The sequence below is a fragment of the Cylindrospermopsis raciborskii Cr2010 genome (assembly GCF_003367075.2).
Lineage (GTDB): Bacteria > Cyanobacteriota > Cyanobacteriia > Cyanobacteriales > Nostocaceae > Raphidiopsis > Raphidiopsis raciborskii.
Map to the genome: position 1 here is coordinate 3,666,991 of NZ_CP065936.1, position 16,833 is coordinate 3,683,823.

The following is a 16,833-nucleotide window of genomic DNA, read 5'->3' on the forward strand; positions in this document are numbered from 1 at the left end:
CGTGGGGGAGACAGGGAATAAACTCCCTTAACCGACTGGCTTTATCGCGGGTGATTACATTTATCTTAATTTATTTCCAATCCGCTTGAATGAGGTTACGTTTGCTGCGACTAAAAACCAGTCCCACTTCATGGACTGTTTTTCCTGGTTCTCCTCTATACTTTTGTGCATAGTTACATTCCCGTATCTGTTTTAAGGCTCGGTTCTCTTTCACATTCTCCCCATCTACTACCTTGATTTCCATCACGTAAATATGATCACCCAGGATGGCAGTTATGTCCGCTTGACCATAGTTGGTGATATCTTCCGGGATAATGCGCGCATTTAAGGAACTCAAAAAAGCATATAGTACAGAAGCGTAGTAACCTTCAAAATCAGCTAGGTCATTGTTGGTAAAGTTACGCCAAGGAATACCCGCAAATAGACGCTTTATCGCCTTCACTATTGATTCCAAATCCCCATTCCACATACACTCATAAAGGATATCTTGAATAGCGCTCTTTTCATTCACCATTCCTGTGTATACGTTGATGAACTGGTCGTTTAATGTCAGGCGAACTTCCATGTTAGGTATTTTTAGGGCAAACATGGAACGTCGGTGACGGGTAAAGGTGCGCTCAATGGTCAAATACCCTGATTGGAACAGCAGGGTAACTGGATTGATTTGTTCTATCTCAAAGGACTTTAAAATCTCCTCAGTTACTTCTAGATGCTCCAGGTTGGGGAGGAAGTAGCAGTTAGTCTGAAACAGCTTAATTAAAAAGGTGGGGTTCCCCGTTTCAAACCAGTAGTTGCCATACTCCATTCCCTCACGGATAAAAAGTAAGATATCATAAGGGTTATATACTGACTCACCACGCCATGAGTACCCATTATACCAGAGACGCAGTTCATCCCAGTCTACCCCTTGCAAGTGCTGGGCGAAGGTTTGCTCCAAATCTTCCTGGGTATACCCACAAATAGTAGAAAAGTCCCTACTGATGGTAATGTCGGTGAGTTGATTTAACCCACTGAAAAGGCTGACTTTAGAGAATTTGGTGACCCCAGTCATGAAGATGAACTGGATGTTGGCATCCTGTTCCTTGAGGACTGAGTATAAATTCTTGAGCCCCTCTCTCATTTCCGAAGCAATAGGTGGATTGTCTATATTGTCCAGGATGGGTTTGTCGTATTCATCCACCAGCACCACGGTTCGTTCTCCAAATCGTTGGCATGCACCCGCAATGATTTCTCCGAAACGACCTTGAATATCCTCTAGTTCATAGTCCACTCCCAGGGATTGGGCAGTTTTTAAAAAAATACCATTAATTTTTTGGTCCAGCTCTTGTCGGTTTTTTAATACCCCACCAGCAAAGTCTATTTTAATCACTGGGAATTTTCTACTCCAGTCCCATTGGTCATGGATATAAAGCCCCTCAAATAATTTCTGATTCCCCTCGAAAATCTCCTTGAGGGTATCTACAAACAGACTTTTGCCAAAACGCCTGGGACGAGACAAAAAGAAGCGTCCAGGAATGCGTATCAGACGGTGAGCTATTTCGGTTTTGTCCACATAGACGCAATTGTTTTCCCGCAGCACACTTAGGGTGTTGATTCCCAAGGGGAGATTTTTGGGGTTCATACTAATGCTCATTATCTTAGCTCTAGTTTATCTCTAATTCAATCACCAGGGTTATTTATATGAATTTATTTTAAATTAAAAGGGCGATTGGGAAGCACTACTTATGGGATTAACTATAATTGTTTGAATTAACCCATACCTAGAGACTGTCCGTGGGGGAGTTTCGTAGGTTGGGTTGAGGAACGAAACCCAACAAACCCACGGGATACATATAAACGCGATTGCAAAGGATTACCCGTGATTTGGTTGAATTAATCCAAACCTGGAGACTGTCCGTGGGGGAGATAGGGAATAAACTCCCTTAACCGACTGGCTTTATCGCGGGTGATTACATTTATCTTAATTTATTTCCAATCCGCTTGAATGAGGTTACGTTTGCTGCGACTAAAAACCAGTCCCACTTCATGGACTGTTTTCCCCGGTTCTCCTCTATACTTTTGTGCATAGTTACATTCCCGTATCTGTTTTAAGGCTCGGTTCTCTTTCACATTCTCCCCATCTACTACCTTGATTTCCATCACGTAAATATGATCACCCAGGATGGCAGTTATGTCCGCTTGACCATAGTTGGTGATATCTTCCGGGATAATGCGCGCATTTAAGGAACTCAAAAAAGCATATAGTACAGAAGCGTAGTAACCTTCAAAATCAGCTAGGTCATTGTTGGTAAAGTTACGCCAAGGAATACCCGCAAATAGACGCTTTATCGCCTTCACTATTGATTCCAAATCCCCATTCCACATACACTCATAAAGGATATCTTGAATAGCGCTCTTTTCATTCACCATTCCTGTGTATACGTTGATGAACTGGTCGTTTAATGTCAGGCGAACTTCCATGTTAGGTATTTTTAGGGCAAACATGGAACGTCGGTGACGGGTAAAGGTGCGCTCAATGGTCAAATACCCTGATTGGAACAGCAGGGTAACTGGCATGCACCCGCAATGATTTCTCCGAAACGACCTTGAATATCCTCTAGTTCATAGTCCACTCCCAGGGATTGGGCAGTTTTTAAAAAAATACCATTAATTTTTTGGTCCAGCTCTTGTCGGTTTTTTAATACCCCACCAGCAAAGTCTATTTTAATCACTGGGAATTTTCTACTCCAGTCCCATTGGTCATGGATATAAAGCCCCTCAAATAATTTCTGATTCCCCTCGAAAATCTCCTTGAGGGTATCTACAAACAGACTTTTGCCAAAACGCCCGGGACGAGACAAAAAGAAAGCTCCAGGCTGTTTTATCAACTGGAAGGCAAGCTGTGTTTTGTCCACATAAACGCAGTTGCTCCCGCGTAGTTTATCTAGGGTGTTGATCCCCAGGGGAAGATTTTTGGGGTTCATACTAATGGATATGTGCTTATTATCTTAATCCCAGTTTATCTCTAATTTAATCATCGGGGTTATTTAGGGGTTGCTAAATAAATCTAAAACCCCGGTGAATAAGGAGTTTCAGTCCCAGAAAAAAGGAATAAAATGCAAGAAAAAGGTGTAAAATGGGTCAAAACCCTTGCACCAAACTATATTGAGATATATCGCAAACAAAAGCAACAAGACACAACACCGGAAGACTTTGAACTATCCCTTGAGGGAAAAATAGCACCGGATAACCGCTGGGTCATCTTGGCTAAAATAATACCATGGTCACAATTTGAAGCGGAATATGCAGCAATATTTTCAGAAGGAAAAGGCGCACCAGCAGACATCAGTTATCCTAATAAATTATGTAAAGAATTTCCGCTCCTTTTTATCCTGGGAGGTTAAGAATGGCTCGCGCTAAATCCCTAGCTTCCGACCAGCTTTCATTTAACGCTTCCTGCAAACGAGATGTTAGAGCGGTATTTTGCCTCAAAAGTTTAGCAATAGCTGTGCGTTGAACACGAATAGTTGCTCGCCAACTATTTGTCTGCTTCCAATAGGGAATTTTTATTAATTTTATCATACCATTTATTTATTCCTGCTAAAAACAGTCAATTTTACAAACACTCAAGCCCTAATCACAGTAATTCTATATTGATTTTCTGTCACCACCATCTCAGTTGATAATCTTTCTTCCATTGGTAAGGCATTTTTCCGCCTATCAAAGATAAATAACCAACCAAAATCTAAACCCAAACGCCCTAAATACGATTCTAATTGTTCAATTCCATCACCTTGAGGATCGCGTTTTTTATCCCGCCACACTTTTAATTCAATCCCTAAAATAACATCTTTATACTGCAAACATAAATCCATTCTATCACTACCAATGGCATATTCCCTTTCTAAAACCCCTCCACCATTAACTACACGATGTAAAAAAGCCATTAATACAATATGGGGTGCAATTTCATGATATCCTGTGCTACCTAATAATGGTTCTCCATGTTGTCGCCAAAACTTGAGAAATGCAGTTAATAAAGCATCAATATTTAATTCACCTGCTGATGTTAACCAAGTTGGTGCAATCATCGGTAAAGAAGCCATTGGTGTGACTGTTAAAACTCTGGGTAACACTTCCCGATAAATGGGATTAGCAATAGTTAATCCTCCATAGGGGTGCATTTTACATAATCCTAAATCTATCACAAATTGAATATCATCATTAGGTATATCCCCTAATTCTAAACCTGCTAACATTGGTTCAATAATTGCCTTTATTCTTGGTTCTCTTAACCTTTCTGCTAAACTATCTAAATGAGTATCTTGACGAATTATTAATATTTCCTTAGCTGTTAAAATATGTTCTTTGGTAATAGCAATACTTCTATCTTTTACCATTTTTTCTACAATTTCCTTAGCTAAAGCATTCACTAACCAAGGTTGTCCTTGGGTTAAATCATAGGCTGTTTCTATAGCTTCAGGTGTGAAAATTTGCCCAGTTGCTGCTGTATGTTGTTGATATAATTCTCCTACTTCTGCAAGATTAAAATTTCTCATAGTCAAAGAAGCAACTTTTATATTAAAAGGACTAGAAGTATTTAATCTGTCACTACCTCCCGATGCTACTTTATAATCTCGCACATCTCGTAAACCAATTAATCCTACTGATGAAGGAAAATTTTCCGGACGTTTAGGAAAACCATCTCTTAATTGTCGTAAAACTGAAATTAATGTTTGGTCTTGTAAAGAATCAATTTCATCTATAAATAATACTATGGGACGATTTATAGCTTTTGCCCAACCTCTTAAAAAAGCTTTAATTCTGCTTCCTGCTTCTTCCTGTTGCCATTGTTTAGCAGGAGGGTGTAATTCTTGTGGTAAACTATCTTGGATTGTATTATACCATGCCCCTAAAATTGCTAATTCTGCGGTGGTAGGATCATGATTAAATGCACTGCCTACTTCTACGGATACCATGACTGCGGCATAATTTCCGCTGTCCGTAAGTTGCTGTGCCAGGGATAACATGGCGGTGGTTTTCCCTGTTTGTCGTGGTGCGTGTAGGACAAAATAACTTTCTTGTTCAATTAACGTTGATAAGTCGGGTAAACGACTGGTGGTTGAGATGGTATAGTTTTTTTTAGGGTTACAAGGACCTGCAATATTAAACCAGCGATTGATCATGATTTTGGTAATAGGTGAACTCTTTAAGTTTAGATCATTTTTGGGTTAAGGTGTTGGAATAGATCAACATTTATGCCCTAATCACAGTAATTCTATATTGATTTTCTGTCACCACCACATCAGTTGATAACCTTTCTTCCATTGGTGAGGCATTTTTCCGCCTATCAAAGATAAATAACCAACCAAAATCTAAACCCAAACGCCCCAAATACGATTCTAATTGTTCAATTCCATCACCTTGAGGATCGCGCTTTTTATCCCGCCATACTTTTAATTCAATCCCTAAAATAACATCTTTATACTGCAAACATAAATCCATTCTATCACTACCAATGGCATATTCCCTTTCTAAAATTCCTCCACCATTAACCACACGATGTAAAAAAGCCATTAATACTATATGTGGTGCAATTTCATGATAAGCAGCACTACTTAATAATGGTTCTCCATGTTGTCGCCAAAATTTGAGAAATGCAGTTAATAAACTATCTATATTTAATTCACCATTTGCAGTCAACCAACTAGGACTAATTAAGGGTAAACTATCCTGAGTTCCTTGGACTAAAACACGGGGAATTACTTCCCTATATATGGGGTTAGAAATAACTAATCCCCCCATTGGATCACGTCTTAATAATCCTAAATCTATTAAATATTGGCGATCGTCTGCTAAAGTATCAGGTAATGTTTGTCCTGCTAAAATGGGTTCAATAATATTTTTAACTCGGTTTTCTCTAAGTCTTTCGGCTAAACTATCTAAATGAGTATCTTGACGAGTAATCAATGTTTCCTTAGCTGTTAAAATATGTTCTTTGGTAATAGCAATACTTCTATCTTTTACCATTTTTTCTACAATTTCCTTAGCTAAAGCATTCACTAACCAAGGTTGTCCTTGGGTTAAATCATAGGCTGTTTCTATAGCTTCAGGTGTGAAAATTTGCCCAGTTGCTGCTGTATGTTGTTGATATAATTCTCCTACTTCTGCAAGATTAAAATTTCTCATAGTCAAAGAAGCAACTTTTATATTAAAAGGACTAGAAGTATTTAATCTGTCACTACCTCCCGATGCTACTTTATAATCTCGCACATCTCGTAAACCAATTAATCCTACTGATGAGGGAAAATTTTCTGGACGGTTAGGAAAACCATCTCTTAATTGTCGTAAAACTGAAATTAATGTTTGGTCTTGTAAAGAATCAATTTCATCTATAAATAATACTATGGGACGATTTATAGCTTTTGCCCAAGCTGATAAAAAAGCCTTAATTCTGCTTCCTGGTTCTTCCTGTTGCCATTGTTTAATAGGTGGTTGTAATTCTTTGGGTAAGCGGATATTTATTGTATTATACCATGCCCCTAAAATTGCTAATTCTGCGGTGGTAGGATCATGATTAAATGCACTGCCTACTTCTACGGATACCATGACTGCGGCATAATTTCCGGTATTAGTAAGTTGCTGTGCCAGGGATAACATGGCGGTGGTTTTCCCTGTTTGTCGTGGTGCGTGAAGAACAAAATAACTACGTTGTTGAATTAACGCCTCTAAATCTGGTAATCTAACTGTGGGAGATAAGAGATAGTGGATATCGTTTGAACATGGACCTGCAATATTAAACCAGCGAGTCATAGAATTTTGGTAATAGGTGAACTCTTTAAGTTTACACATTTATTTGAGAAAATTATGATCTGGCATTATAAAAAGGTTCACTAGTAAGGAGACAGTGTATTTGTCACTGAAACACCAACAGGTATTATTATAACTGCTGGTAATCCTGATTTTGAAAAAGCAATGGAGGCTTACCACCACGTTTATTGGGTTCAATTGTGATATAATCTCTGTAATTCATGATGTGATGAGGGCATTTTTATTAATTTTATCATACCATTTATTCCTGCTAAAAACAGTGAATTTTGCAAACACTCAAGCCCTAATCACAGTAATTCTATATTGATTTTCCGTCACCACCACCTCAGTTGATAACCTTTCTTCCATTGGTAAGGCATTTTTCCGCCTATCAAAGATAAATAACCAACCAAAATCTAAACTCAAACGCCCTAAATACGATTCTAGTTGTTCAATTCCATCACCTTGAGGATCGCGTTTTTTATCCCGCCACACTTTTAATTCAATCCCTAAAATAACATCTTTATACTGCAAACATAAATCCATTCTATCACTACCAATGGCATATTCCCTTTCTAAAACCCCTCCACCATTAACTACACGATGTAAAAAAGCCATTAATACAATATGGGGTGCAATTTCATGATATCCTGTGCTACCTAATAATGGTTCTCCATGTTGTCGCCAAAACTTGAGAAATGCAGTTAATAAAGCATCAATATTTAATTCACCTGCTGATGTTAACCAAGTTGGTGCAATCATCGGTAAAGAAGCCATTGGTGTGACTGTTAAAACTCTGGGTAACACTTCCCGATAAATGGGATTAGCAATAGTTAATCCTCCATAGGGGTGCATTTTACATAATCCTAAATCTATCACAAATTGAATATCATCATTAGGTATATCCCCTAATTCTAAACCTGCTAACATTGGTTCAATAATTGCCTTTATTCTTGGTTCTCTTAACCTTTCTGCTAAACTATCTAAATGAGTATCTTGACGAATTATTAATATTTCCTTAGCTGTTAAAATATGTTCTTTGGTAATAGCAATACTTCTATCTTTTACCATTTTTTCTACAATTTCCTTAGCTAAAGCATTCACTAACCAAGGTTGTCCTTGGGTTAAATCATAGGCTGTTTCTATAGCTTCAGGTGTGAAAATTTGCCCAGTTGCTGCTGTATGTTGTTGATATAATTCTCCTACTTCTGCAAGATTAAAATTTCTCATAGTCAAAGAAGCAACTTTTATATTAAAAGGACTAGAAGTATTTAATCTGTCACTACCTCCCGATGCTACTTTATAATCTCGCACATCTCGTAAACCAATTAATCCTACTGATGAGGGAAAATTTTCTGGACGGTTAGGAAAACCATCTCTTAATTGTCGTAAAACTGAAATTAATGTTTGGTCTTGTAAAGAATCAATTTCATCTATAAATAATACTATGGGACGATTTATAGCTTTTGCCCAAGCTGATAAAAAAGCCTTAATTCTGCTTCCTGGTTCTTCCTGTTGCCATTGTTTAATAGGTGGTTGTAATTCTTTGGGTAAGCGGATATTTATTGTATTATACCATGCCCCTAAAATTGCTAATTCTGCGGTGGTAGGATCATGATTAAATGCACTGCCTACTTCTACGGATACCATGACTGCGGCATAATTTCCGGTATCAGTAAGTTGCTGTGCCAGGGATAACATAGCGGTGGTTTTCCCTGTTTGTCGTGGTGCGTGTAGGACAAAATAACTTTCTTGTTCAATTAACGTTGATAAGTCGGGTAAACGACTGGTGGTTGAGATGGTATAGTTTTTTTTAGGGTTACAAGGACCTGCAATATTAAACCAGCGATTGATCATGATTTTGGTAATAGGTGAACTCTTTAAGTTTAGATCATTTTTGGGTTAAGGTGTTGGAATAGATCAACATTTATGCCCTAATCACAGTAATTCTATATTGATTTTCTGTCACCACCACATCAGTTGATAACCTTTCTTCCATTGGTGAGGCATTTTTCCGCCTATCAAAGATAAATAACCAACCAAAATCTAAACCCAAACGCCCTAAATACGATTCTAATTGTTCAATTCCATCACCTTGAGGATCGCGTTTTTTATCCCGCCACACTTTTAATTCAATCCCTAAAATAACATCTTTATACTGCAAACATAAATCCATTCTATCACTACCAATGGCATATTCCCTTTCTAAAATTCCTCCACCATTAACCACACGATGTAAAAAAGCCATTAATACTATATGTGGTGCAATTTCATGATAAGCAGCACTACTTAATAATGGTTCTCCATGTTGTCGCCAAAATTTGAGAAATGCAGTTAATAAACTATCTATATTTAATTCACCATTTGCAGTCAACCAACTAGGACTAATTAAGGGTAAACTATCCTGAGTTCCTTGGACTAAAACACGGGGAATTACTTCCCTATATATGGGGTTAGAAATAACTAATCCCCCCATTGGATCACGTCTTAATAATCCTAAATCTATTAAATATTGGCGATCGTCTGCTAAAGTATCAGGTAATGTTTGTCCTGCTAAAATGGGTTCAATAATATTTTTAACTCGGTTTTCTCTAAGTCTTTCGGCTAAACTATCTAAATGAGTATCTTGACGAGTAATCAATGTTTCCTTAGCTGTTAAAATATGTTCTTTGGTAATAGCAATACTTCTATCTTTTACCATTTTTTCTACAATTTCCTTAGCTAAAGCATTCACTAACCAAGGTTGTCCTTGGGTTAAATCATAGGCTGTTTCTATAGCTTCAGGTGTGAAAATTTGCCCAGTTGCTGCTGTATGTTGTTGATATAATTCTCCTACTTCTGCAAGATTAAAATTTCTCATAGTCAAAGAAGCAACTTTTATATTAAAAGGACTAGAAGTATTTAATCTGTCACTACCTCCCGATGCTACTTTATAATCTCGCACATCTCGTAAACCAATTAATCCTACTGATGAGGGAAAATTTTCTGGACGGTTAGGAAAACCATCTCTTAATTGTCGTAAAACTGAAATTAATGTTTGGTCTTGTAAAGAATCAATTTCATCTATAAATAATACTATGGGACGATTTATAGCTTTTGCCCAAGCTGATAAAAAAGCCTTAATTCTGCTTCCTGGTTCTTCCTGTTGCCATTGTTTAATAGGTGGTTGTAATTCTTTGGGTAAGCGGATATTTATTGTATTATACCATGCCCCTAAAATTGCTAATTCTGCGGTGGTAGGATCATGATTAAATGCACTGCCTACTTCTACGGATACCATGACTGCGGCATAATTTCCGGTATTAGTAAGTTGCTGTGCCAGGGATAACATAGCGGTGGTTTTCCCTGTTTGTCGTGGTGCGTGTAGGACAAAATAACTTTCTTGTTCAATTAACGTTGATAAGTCGGGTAAACGACTGGTGGTTGAGATGGTATAGTTTTTTTTAGGGTTACAAGGACCTGCAATATTAAACCAGCGATTGATCATGATTTTGGTAATAGGTGAACTCTTTAAGTTTAGATCATTTTTGGGTTAAGGTGTTGGAATAGATCAACATTTATGCCCTAATCACAGTAATTCTATATTGATTTTCTGTCACCACCACATCAGTTGATAACCTTTCTTCCATTGGTGAGGCATTTTTCCGCCTATCAAAGATAAATAACCAACCAAAATCTAAACCCAAACGCCCTAAATACGATTCTAATTGTTCAATTCCATCACCTTGAGGATCGCGTTTTTTATCCCGCCACACTTTTAATTCAATCCCTAAAATAACATCTTTATACTGCAAACATAAATCCATTCTATCACTACCAATGGCATATTCCCTTTCTAAAACCCCTCCACCATTAACTACACGATGTAAAAAAGCCATTAATACAATATGGGGTGCAATTTCATGATATCCTGTGCTACCTAATAATGGTTCTCCATGTTGTCGCCAAAACTTGAGAAATGCAGTTAATAAAGCATCAATATTTAATTCACCTGCTGATGTTAACCAAGTTGGTGCAATCATCGGTAAAGAAGCCATTGGTGTGACTGTTAAAACTCTGGGTAACACTTCCCGATAAATGGGATTAGCAATAGTTAATCCTCCATAGGGGTGCATTTTACATAATCCTAAATCTATCACAAATTGAATATCATCATTAGGTATATCCCCTAATTCTAAACCTGCTAACATTGGTTCAATAATTGCCTTTATTCTTGGTTCTCTTAACCTTTCTGCTAAACTATCTAAATGAGTATCTTGACGAATTATTAATATTTCCTTAGCTGTTAAAATATGTTCTTTGGTAATAGCAATACTTCTATCTTTTACCATTTTTTCTACAATTTCCTTAGCTAAAGCATTCACTAACCAAGGTTGTCCTTGGGTTAAATCATAGGCTGTTTCTATAGCTTCAGGTGTGAAAATTTGCCCAGTTGCTGCTGTATGTTGTTGATATAATTCTCCTACTTCTGCAAGATTAAAATTTCTCATAGTCAAAGAAGCAACTTTTATATTAAAAGGACTAGAAGTATTTAATCTGTCACTACCTCCCGATGCTACTTTATAATCTCGCACATCTCGTAAACCAATTAATCCTACTGATGAGGGAAAATTTTCTGGACGGTTAGGAAAACCATCTCTTAATTGTCGTAAAACTGAAATTAATGTTTGGTCTTGTAAAGAATCAATTTCATCTATAAATAATACTATGGGACGATTTATAGCTTTTGCCCAAGCTGATAAAAAAGCCTTAATTCTGCTTCCTGGTTCTTCCTGTTGCCATTGTTTAATAGGTGGTTGTAATTCTTTGGGTAAGCGGATATTTATTGTATTATACCATGCCCCTAAAATTGCTAATTCTGCGGTGGTAGGATCATGATTAAATGCACTGCCTACTTCTACGGATACCATGACTGCGGCATAATTTCCGGTATCAGTAAGTTGCTGTGCCAGGGATAACATGGCGGTGGTTTTCCCTGTTTGTCGTGGTGCGTGTAGGACAAAATAACTACGTTGTTGAATTAACGCCTCTAAGTCTGGTAATCTGACTGTGGGAGATAGGACATAGTGGATATCGTTTGAACATGGACCTGCAATATTAAACCAGCGAGTCATGATGATTTTGGTAATAGGTGAACTCTTTAAGTTTACACATTTATTTGGAAATGTTGGAGAATTCACTCCCCTACGGCCAACTTTGTAAAGAAGTGTAAATTAATCCCCATATTTCCTTGACTTAATAAAAAAAATTTGATATAGTGAATGTTGGTAAGATAATTAATAGATAGCTGCCCAAATCTAAATAAAATATAAGCCGAACCATAAGGTGCAGAGCTTTGACGGTCTACATTATCTCAGTTCGTACCAACCCGACACCCACAGCTACCAGGGTCGAGTGTCAGGGGTTTTCTGTCTCAAGAGCAGTCACCAATATTATAAAGCGAGTCCCAGCCTCAATACCTATCTAAAAGAGATATTTATCAAAAAATTATCAATAAAATCAGTAATTTCCTGATAAAAAACCCGCCCTTTTTCCCTACTACTACTCGCAGTTACTAGTAACCTTAAACTTTCCACCAATGAACTGATAGTAGCATCACAAACCAAATCAAATAACTGATTTAAATCATCTTGGTTTCGTTGTCCATAGGACAAAGCATGAATATAATCATTACGAATTTGATTATTAATCACGGTTAGTTCTGTAGTGAGATCCCATAGTAAGTGCTTTGCGATCTCCTGTAAGGAGTGCTTCACAATCGCATTTATATATGTCCCGTTGGTTTGTTGGGTTTCGTGCCTCAACCCAACCTACGATTACCCACGGTAAAACTAGTCGGTTTACGGGTAATTCCCTTTAAGTATTTAACAATAAGGGGTAATTGGCGAGCTCCCACAGGTATTGCTTCGCAATCGCATTTATATATGTCCCGTTGGTTTGTTGGGTTTCGTGCCTCAACCCAACCTACGATTACCCACGGTAAAACTAGTCGGTTTACGGGTAATTCCCTTTAAGTATTTAACAATAAGGGGTAATTGGCGAGCTCCCACAGGTATTGCTTCGCAATCGCATTTATATATGTCCCGTTGGTTTGTTGGGTTTCGTGTCTCAACCCAACCTACGATTACCCACGGTAAAACTAGTCGGTTTACGGGTAATTCCCTTTAAGTATTTAACAATAAGGGGTAATTGGCGAGCTCCCACAGGTATTGCTTCGCAATCGCATTTATATATGTCCCGTTGGTTTGTTGGGTTTCGTGCCTCAACCCAACCTACGATTACCCACGGTAAAACTAGTCGGTTTACGGGTAATTCCCTTTAAGTATTTAACAATAAGGGGTAATTGGCGAGCTCCCACAGGTATTGCTTCGCAACCGCATTTATATATATCCCGTTGGTTTGTTGGGTTTCGTGCCTCAACCCAACCTACGATTACCCACGGTAAAACTAGTCGGTTTACGGGTAATTCCCTTTAAGTATTTAACAATAAGGGGTAATTGGCGAGCTCCCACAGGTATTGCTTCGCAACCGCATTTATATATATCCCGTTGGTTTGTTGGGTTTCGTGTCTCAACCCAACCTACGATTACCCACGGTAAAACTAGTCGGTTTACGGGTAATTCCCTTTAAATATTTCTGCAATTTCTATGTTGATTGTAGGAAAGGAAAGGGGAAAAATTGTACCTGTTTCTATGGTTAATTCCGACGTGTAATTATTATTAACCAAATCTCTGAATACCTTTAATTGTAAGTTGTTCAAGTCGACCACCCAATATTCTTTAATACCAGATTCTGCATATATATCTTTTTTTTCTCCTAAATCTTTACTAAGGGTTGTTTGGGCAAATTCAATAATCCAAAATATATCTTCTGGGTAAGGATGATGTATTAAATATTCTTTACCTAATGGTTTGACAATGGCAAGATCTGGTTGGGGTTCCGAATTGTTAGGAAGAGTAATAGGTTTGCCATCTCTTATTTTCACCTGGTTTCCTAATAGGTTTCTCAAATATTCCCCTACTTCAGTATTGTAGTAAGCATGAGCTTCTCTTTCCGGAGTCATGACAATAATTTCCCCTCTTAGTAGTTCTACTGCTTCACCGTCAAATACTCCACTATCGATCGCCTGATGGTAAGTTTCTGTTGTCCATTCATAAGTAGTTAATGCCATAATATTTACCCTTACATTTCAAGTATAAGTGCGGAGAAAAATGTCCGGTTATGGATTTAGGGATATGATAGCATGAGTTTGGGTCTCTTATATGAGGTTAATTAACTATGGAATCAGAATACCGACAACGTCGTGAACAGGTAATGGCAAAAATCAGTGGGGGGACCGCAATATTCCGCAGCGCTCCCACAGCTGTCATGCACAATGATGTGGAATATGTTTATAGACAAGATAGTGATTTCTATTATTTAACTGGTTTCAATGAACCGGAAGCAGTAGCAGTTTTGGCACCTCACCATGGGGAACACCGCTTTATCTTATTTGTACAACCTAAGGACAGGGAAAAGGAGGTGTGGAGTGGTTATCGTTGTGGGGTGGAGGGTGCTAAGGAAATTTATGGCGCGGATATGGCCTACCCTATTACTGAATTGGATGACAAGCTACCACAATATTTACAAAAAGCTGAACGGATATATTATCACCTGGGTAGGGATAGCCATTTTAATGATAGGATAATCAGACATTACCAAAATTTACTTGTTACTCGTCCTAGAAGGGGTACTGGACCAATCGCTATTGAAGATACGGGTCCTATTCTACATGGTTTAAGATTACATAAAAGCAATTTTGAAGTAGATCTAATGCGCCAGGCGGCGGATATTGCTGTATTAGCACATAACCACGCGATGAGTATTGCTAGACCTGGCAGTTATGAATATGAAATCCAAGCGGAAATAGAGCACATTTTCCGCTTGCAGGGTGGTATGGGTCCTGCTTATCCTTCTATTGTCGCAGCTGGTAAAAATGCTTGTGTTCTACACTATATAGAAAACAATTACCAAATGCAAGAACAGGAATTGTTACTAATTGATGCTGGTTGTGCCTATAGATATTACAATTCGGATATTACTAGAACCTTTCCTGTAAATGGTAAGTTTACACCAGAACAAAAGGCTTTATATGAAATAGTATTGGAAGCACAAAAACAGGCAATTCAAGAAGTCAAACCAGGCAATGGATTTGATGCACCTCATAACAAAGCAGTGCAGGTTCTTACAGAAGGTTTAATAGAGGTGGGTTTACTTAAAGGAGAGGTTAATCAGCTCATACAGGAAGGAAAATATAAACAATTCTATATGCACCGTACTAGCCACTGGTTAGGATTAGATGTGCATGATGTTGGTGTTTATCAACATGGGGAAGTTCCACAAGTTTTACAACCAGGACAGGTGTTAACCATAGAACCAGGTCTTTATATTGTACCACATACCCCACCCGCTGAAGGCCAACCCCCTATTGATGACCGTTGGGTAGGAATTGGTATTAGGATAGAAGATGATGTGTTGGTTACCCCCCAGGGAAATGAGGTCTTAACTGCGGGAGTTCCTAAGGAAATTGCCGATCTAGAACGAACCTGAGCGCTAAATTAGTAACGGTCAACTATCTGCTATGATTGACCTGGCTTTACTAATTTTTGCGGGAGCTGAAAATGGGCAAGAAATATGATGTTTATGGTGTGGGTAACGCTCTGGTAGATATAGAATATGAGGTATCTACCGATTTATTGGAAAAGTTACACATTGATAAGGGTGTAATGACACTCTTAGATGAAGAAACTCAACATCATATTTTGGAAAATCTCCAACACCTGGATCATCATAAAAGTTGTGGGGGTTCAGCAGCAAATACGATGGTGGCTATTGGACAACTGGGAGGTAATCCTTTTTATTCCTGTAAGGTGGCTAAGGATGAGTTTGGTAAGTTCTACATTCAAGATCTACTTGATTCCCACGTGCAAACTAATCTCCAAAATGCTGATTTACAGTCAGGAGTTACAGGTAAATGTTTAGTCCTGGTTACCCCCGATGCTGACCGCACTCTCAACACGTTTCTGGGAATCAGTGCGGAGTTTTCTACCCAGGAATTGGTTCCAGAAGCAATTACAGCTGCTGAATATTTATATATCGAGGGTTATTTAGTTACTTCCCCCACCGCTAAAGCAGCAGCTATTCAAGCTAGAGATATTGCTATAGCTGCTGGTGTGAAAACTACCATGTCTTTATCGGACTATAATATGGTACGGTTCTTTGGGGATGGTCTAGTAGATATGATTGGACCTGGTCTGGATTTTATTTTTGCTAATGAAACTGAAGCTCTGGGTTTGGCACAAACTACGGATTTTCAGGTGGCTATAGATAAAATGAAGCTCCTTAGTCGGGGGTTTGCTATTACTCGCGGATCTCAGGGTTCTATAGTATTTGATGGCGAACAGTTAATTGAAATCCCTGCACCCCCAGTTCATGCTGTGGACACTGTTGGTGCAGGAGATATGTATGCGGGGGCTTTTCTTTATGGTATTACCCACGGAATGAGTTATCCCCTAGCAGGAAAGTTGGCATCCACCGCAGCTTCTCAAATCGTCACGGTCTACGGTCCTAGATTGCAAACTCCTCAACTGCTGCAATTGCTCCAAGGTTTCTCCACTGCTGTTTAACCACCAGCAACTGCAGTAACAATACTTATCTCGTCTCCATCTTGAAGAACTGTTTCTGTACCGTCTAAAAAACGAATGTCCTCGCTGTTTACATACAAGTTTAAAAACCTGCGAGGAGTTCCTGTCTCATCACGCAATCTACCCTTAATCCCGGGAAAGGTTTTTTCTAGGGTGTCTAATAATTCGTTTACACTGCTACCGCTACATTCTACCACCGCTTGGTTATTGGTCTCTTTTTGTAGCATTGTGGGAACTAAAACTCTTATGGCCATAGTTAATTTTTGGTTGCTTAGTTGGTTCGTTAATAAATTTAATTAGTTTTTAGTTGGTTAGTTGCATTAATTAGGCATTAATCCAAAAACCAACACGTCATTCCGAT

General features: G+C 38.4%; 14 protein-coding genes and 1 pseudogene. 3 read left to right on the forward strand and 12 right to left on the reverse strand.

What is annotated here, in order from left to right:
* Positions 1–70: 70 nt before the first annotated feature.
* The 3 genes from C6N34_RS16570 to C6N34_RS16580 form a co-directional block, all read right to left on the reverse strand.
* Positions 71–1,621 (reverse strand): ATP-binding protein, encoded by a 1,551-nt coding sequence (locus C6N34_RS16570; protein ID WP_211941725.1) that lies wholly within the window; start codon positions 1,619–1,621, stop codon positions 71–73.
* A gap of 344 nt (positions 1,622–1,965) precedes the next feature.
* Entirely contained in the window at positions 1,966–2,556 is a 591-nt protein-coding gene (locus C6N34_RS16575) for a PD-(D/E)XK nuclease domain-containing protein (RefSeq protein ID WP_236107248.1), read from the reverse strand.
* Positions 2,520–2,963 carry an AAA family ATPase gene (locus tag C6N34_RS16580; protein ID WP_236107250.1) on the reverse strand — a complete coding sequence of 148 codons (444 nt, stop codon included), beginning with the start codon at positions 2,961–2,963 and terminating at the stop codon, positions 2,520–2,522. The genes C6N34_RS16575 and C6N34_RS16580 overlap by 37 nt, the downstream gene beginning before the upstream one ends.
* Before the next feature lie 186 nt (positions 2,964–3,149).
* Between C6N34_RS16580 and C6N34_RS16585 the strand changes: the two are divergent.
* Positions 3,150–3,320: pseudogene (locus C6N34_RS16585) on the forward strand (IS5/IS1182 family transposase); the annotation flags it as partial.
* A gap of 46 nt (positions 3,321–3,366) precedes the next feature.
* On the opposite strand, the gene C6N34_RS16590 reads toward C6N34_RS16585, so the two are convergent.
* From C6N34_RS16590 to C6N34_RS16625, 8 genes are all read right to left on the reverse strand, one after another.
* Positions 3,367–3,561, reverse strand: coding sequence for a DUF29 family protein (locus tag C6N34_RS16590; RefSeq protein WP_115539180.1), 195 nt, complete (start codon positions 3,559–3,561; stop codon positions 3,367–3,369).
* A gap of 44 nt (positions 3,562–3,605) precedes the next feature.
* Positions 3,606–5,165, reverse strand: a complete 1,560-nt coding sequence (locus C6N34_RS16595) for an AAA-like domain-containing protein (RefSeq protein ID WP_236107252.1) — start codon at positions 5,163–5,165, stop codon at positions 3,606–3,608.
* Between the two features lie 70 nt (positions 5,166–5,235).
* Positions 5,236–6,792 carry an AAA-like domain-containing protein gene (locus C6N34_RS16600; RefSeq protein WP_236107254.1) on the reverse strand — a complete coding sequence of 519 codons (1,557 nt, stop codon included), beginning with the start codon at positions 6,790–6,792 and terminating at the stop codon, positions 5,236–5,238.
* A gap of 294 nt (positions 6,793–7,086) precedes the next feature.
* Complete coding sequence (locus tag C6N34_RS16605; RefSeq protein WP_236107256.1) at positions 7,087–8,646, reverse strand: AAA-like domain-containing protein; 1,560 nt, start codon at positions 8,644–8,646, stop codon at positions 7,087–7,089.
* Positions 8,647–8,716: 70 nt separating this feature from the next.
* Complete coding sequence (locus tag C6N34_RS16610) at positions 8,717–10,276, reverse strand: AAA-like domain-containing protein (RefSeq protein WP_407928742.1); 1,560 nt, start codon at positions 10,274–10,276, stop codon at positions 8,717–8,719.
* A gap of 70 nt (positions 10,277–10,346) precedes the next feature.
* Entirely contained in the window at positions 10,347–11,903 is a 1,557-nt protein-coding gene (locus tag C6N34_RS16615) for an AAA-like domain-containing protein (protein WP_236107258.1), read from the reverse strand.
* 345 nt (positions 11,904–12,248) lie between these two features.
* Entirely contained in the window at positions 12,249–12,545 is a 297-nt protein-coding gene (locus C6N34_RS16620) for a hypothetical protein (protein WP_236107260.1), read from the reverse strand.
* An 854-nt stretch (positions 12,546–13,399) separates the two neighbouring features.
* The gene (locus C6N34_RS16625) at positions 13,400–13,960 is read right to left on the reverse strand and encodes a Uma2 family endonuclease (protein ID WP_115538075.1); all 561 of its coding nucleotides are present in this window, start codon (positions 13,958–13,960) and stop codon (positions 13,400–13,402) included.
* Between the two features lie 107 nt (positions 13,961–14,067).
* Between C6N34_RS16625 and C6N34_RS16630 the strand changes: the two genes are divergently transcribed.
* Together C6N34_RS16630 and C6N34_RS16635 are read left to right on the forward strand one after the other, a co-directional pair.
* Positions 14,068–15,378, forward strand: coding sequence for an aminopeptidase P N-terminal domain-containing protein (locus C6N34_RS16630; RefSeq protein ID WP_115538076.1), 1,311 nt, complete (start codon positions 14,068–14,070; stop codon positions 15,376–15,378).
* Between the two features lie 71 nt (positions 15,379–15,449).
* Positions 15,450–16,454: an adenosine kinase gene (locus C6N34_RS16635; RefSeq protein ID WP_115538077.1), complete on the forward strand. Its 1,005-nt coding sequence runs from the start codon at positions 15,450–15,452 to the stop codon at positions 16,452–16,454.
* On the opposite strand, the gene C6N34_RS16640 is transcribed toward C6N34_RS16635, so the two are convergent.
* A complete protein-coding gene (locus tag C6N34_RS16640) occupies positions 16,451–16,726 on the reverse strand; it encodes a MoaD/ThiS family protein (protein WP_115538078.1) in 276 nt (91 codons plus the stop codon). The genes C6N34_RS16635 and C6N34_RS16640 overlap by 4 nt on opposite strands.
* Between the last annotated feature and the right edge of the window lie 107 nt (positions 16,727–16,833).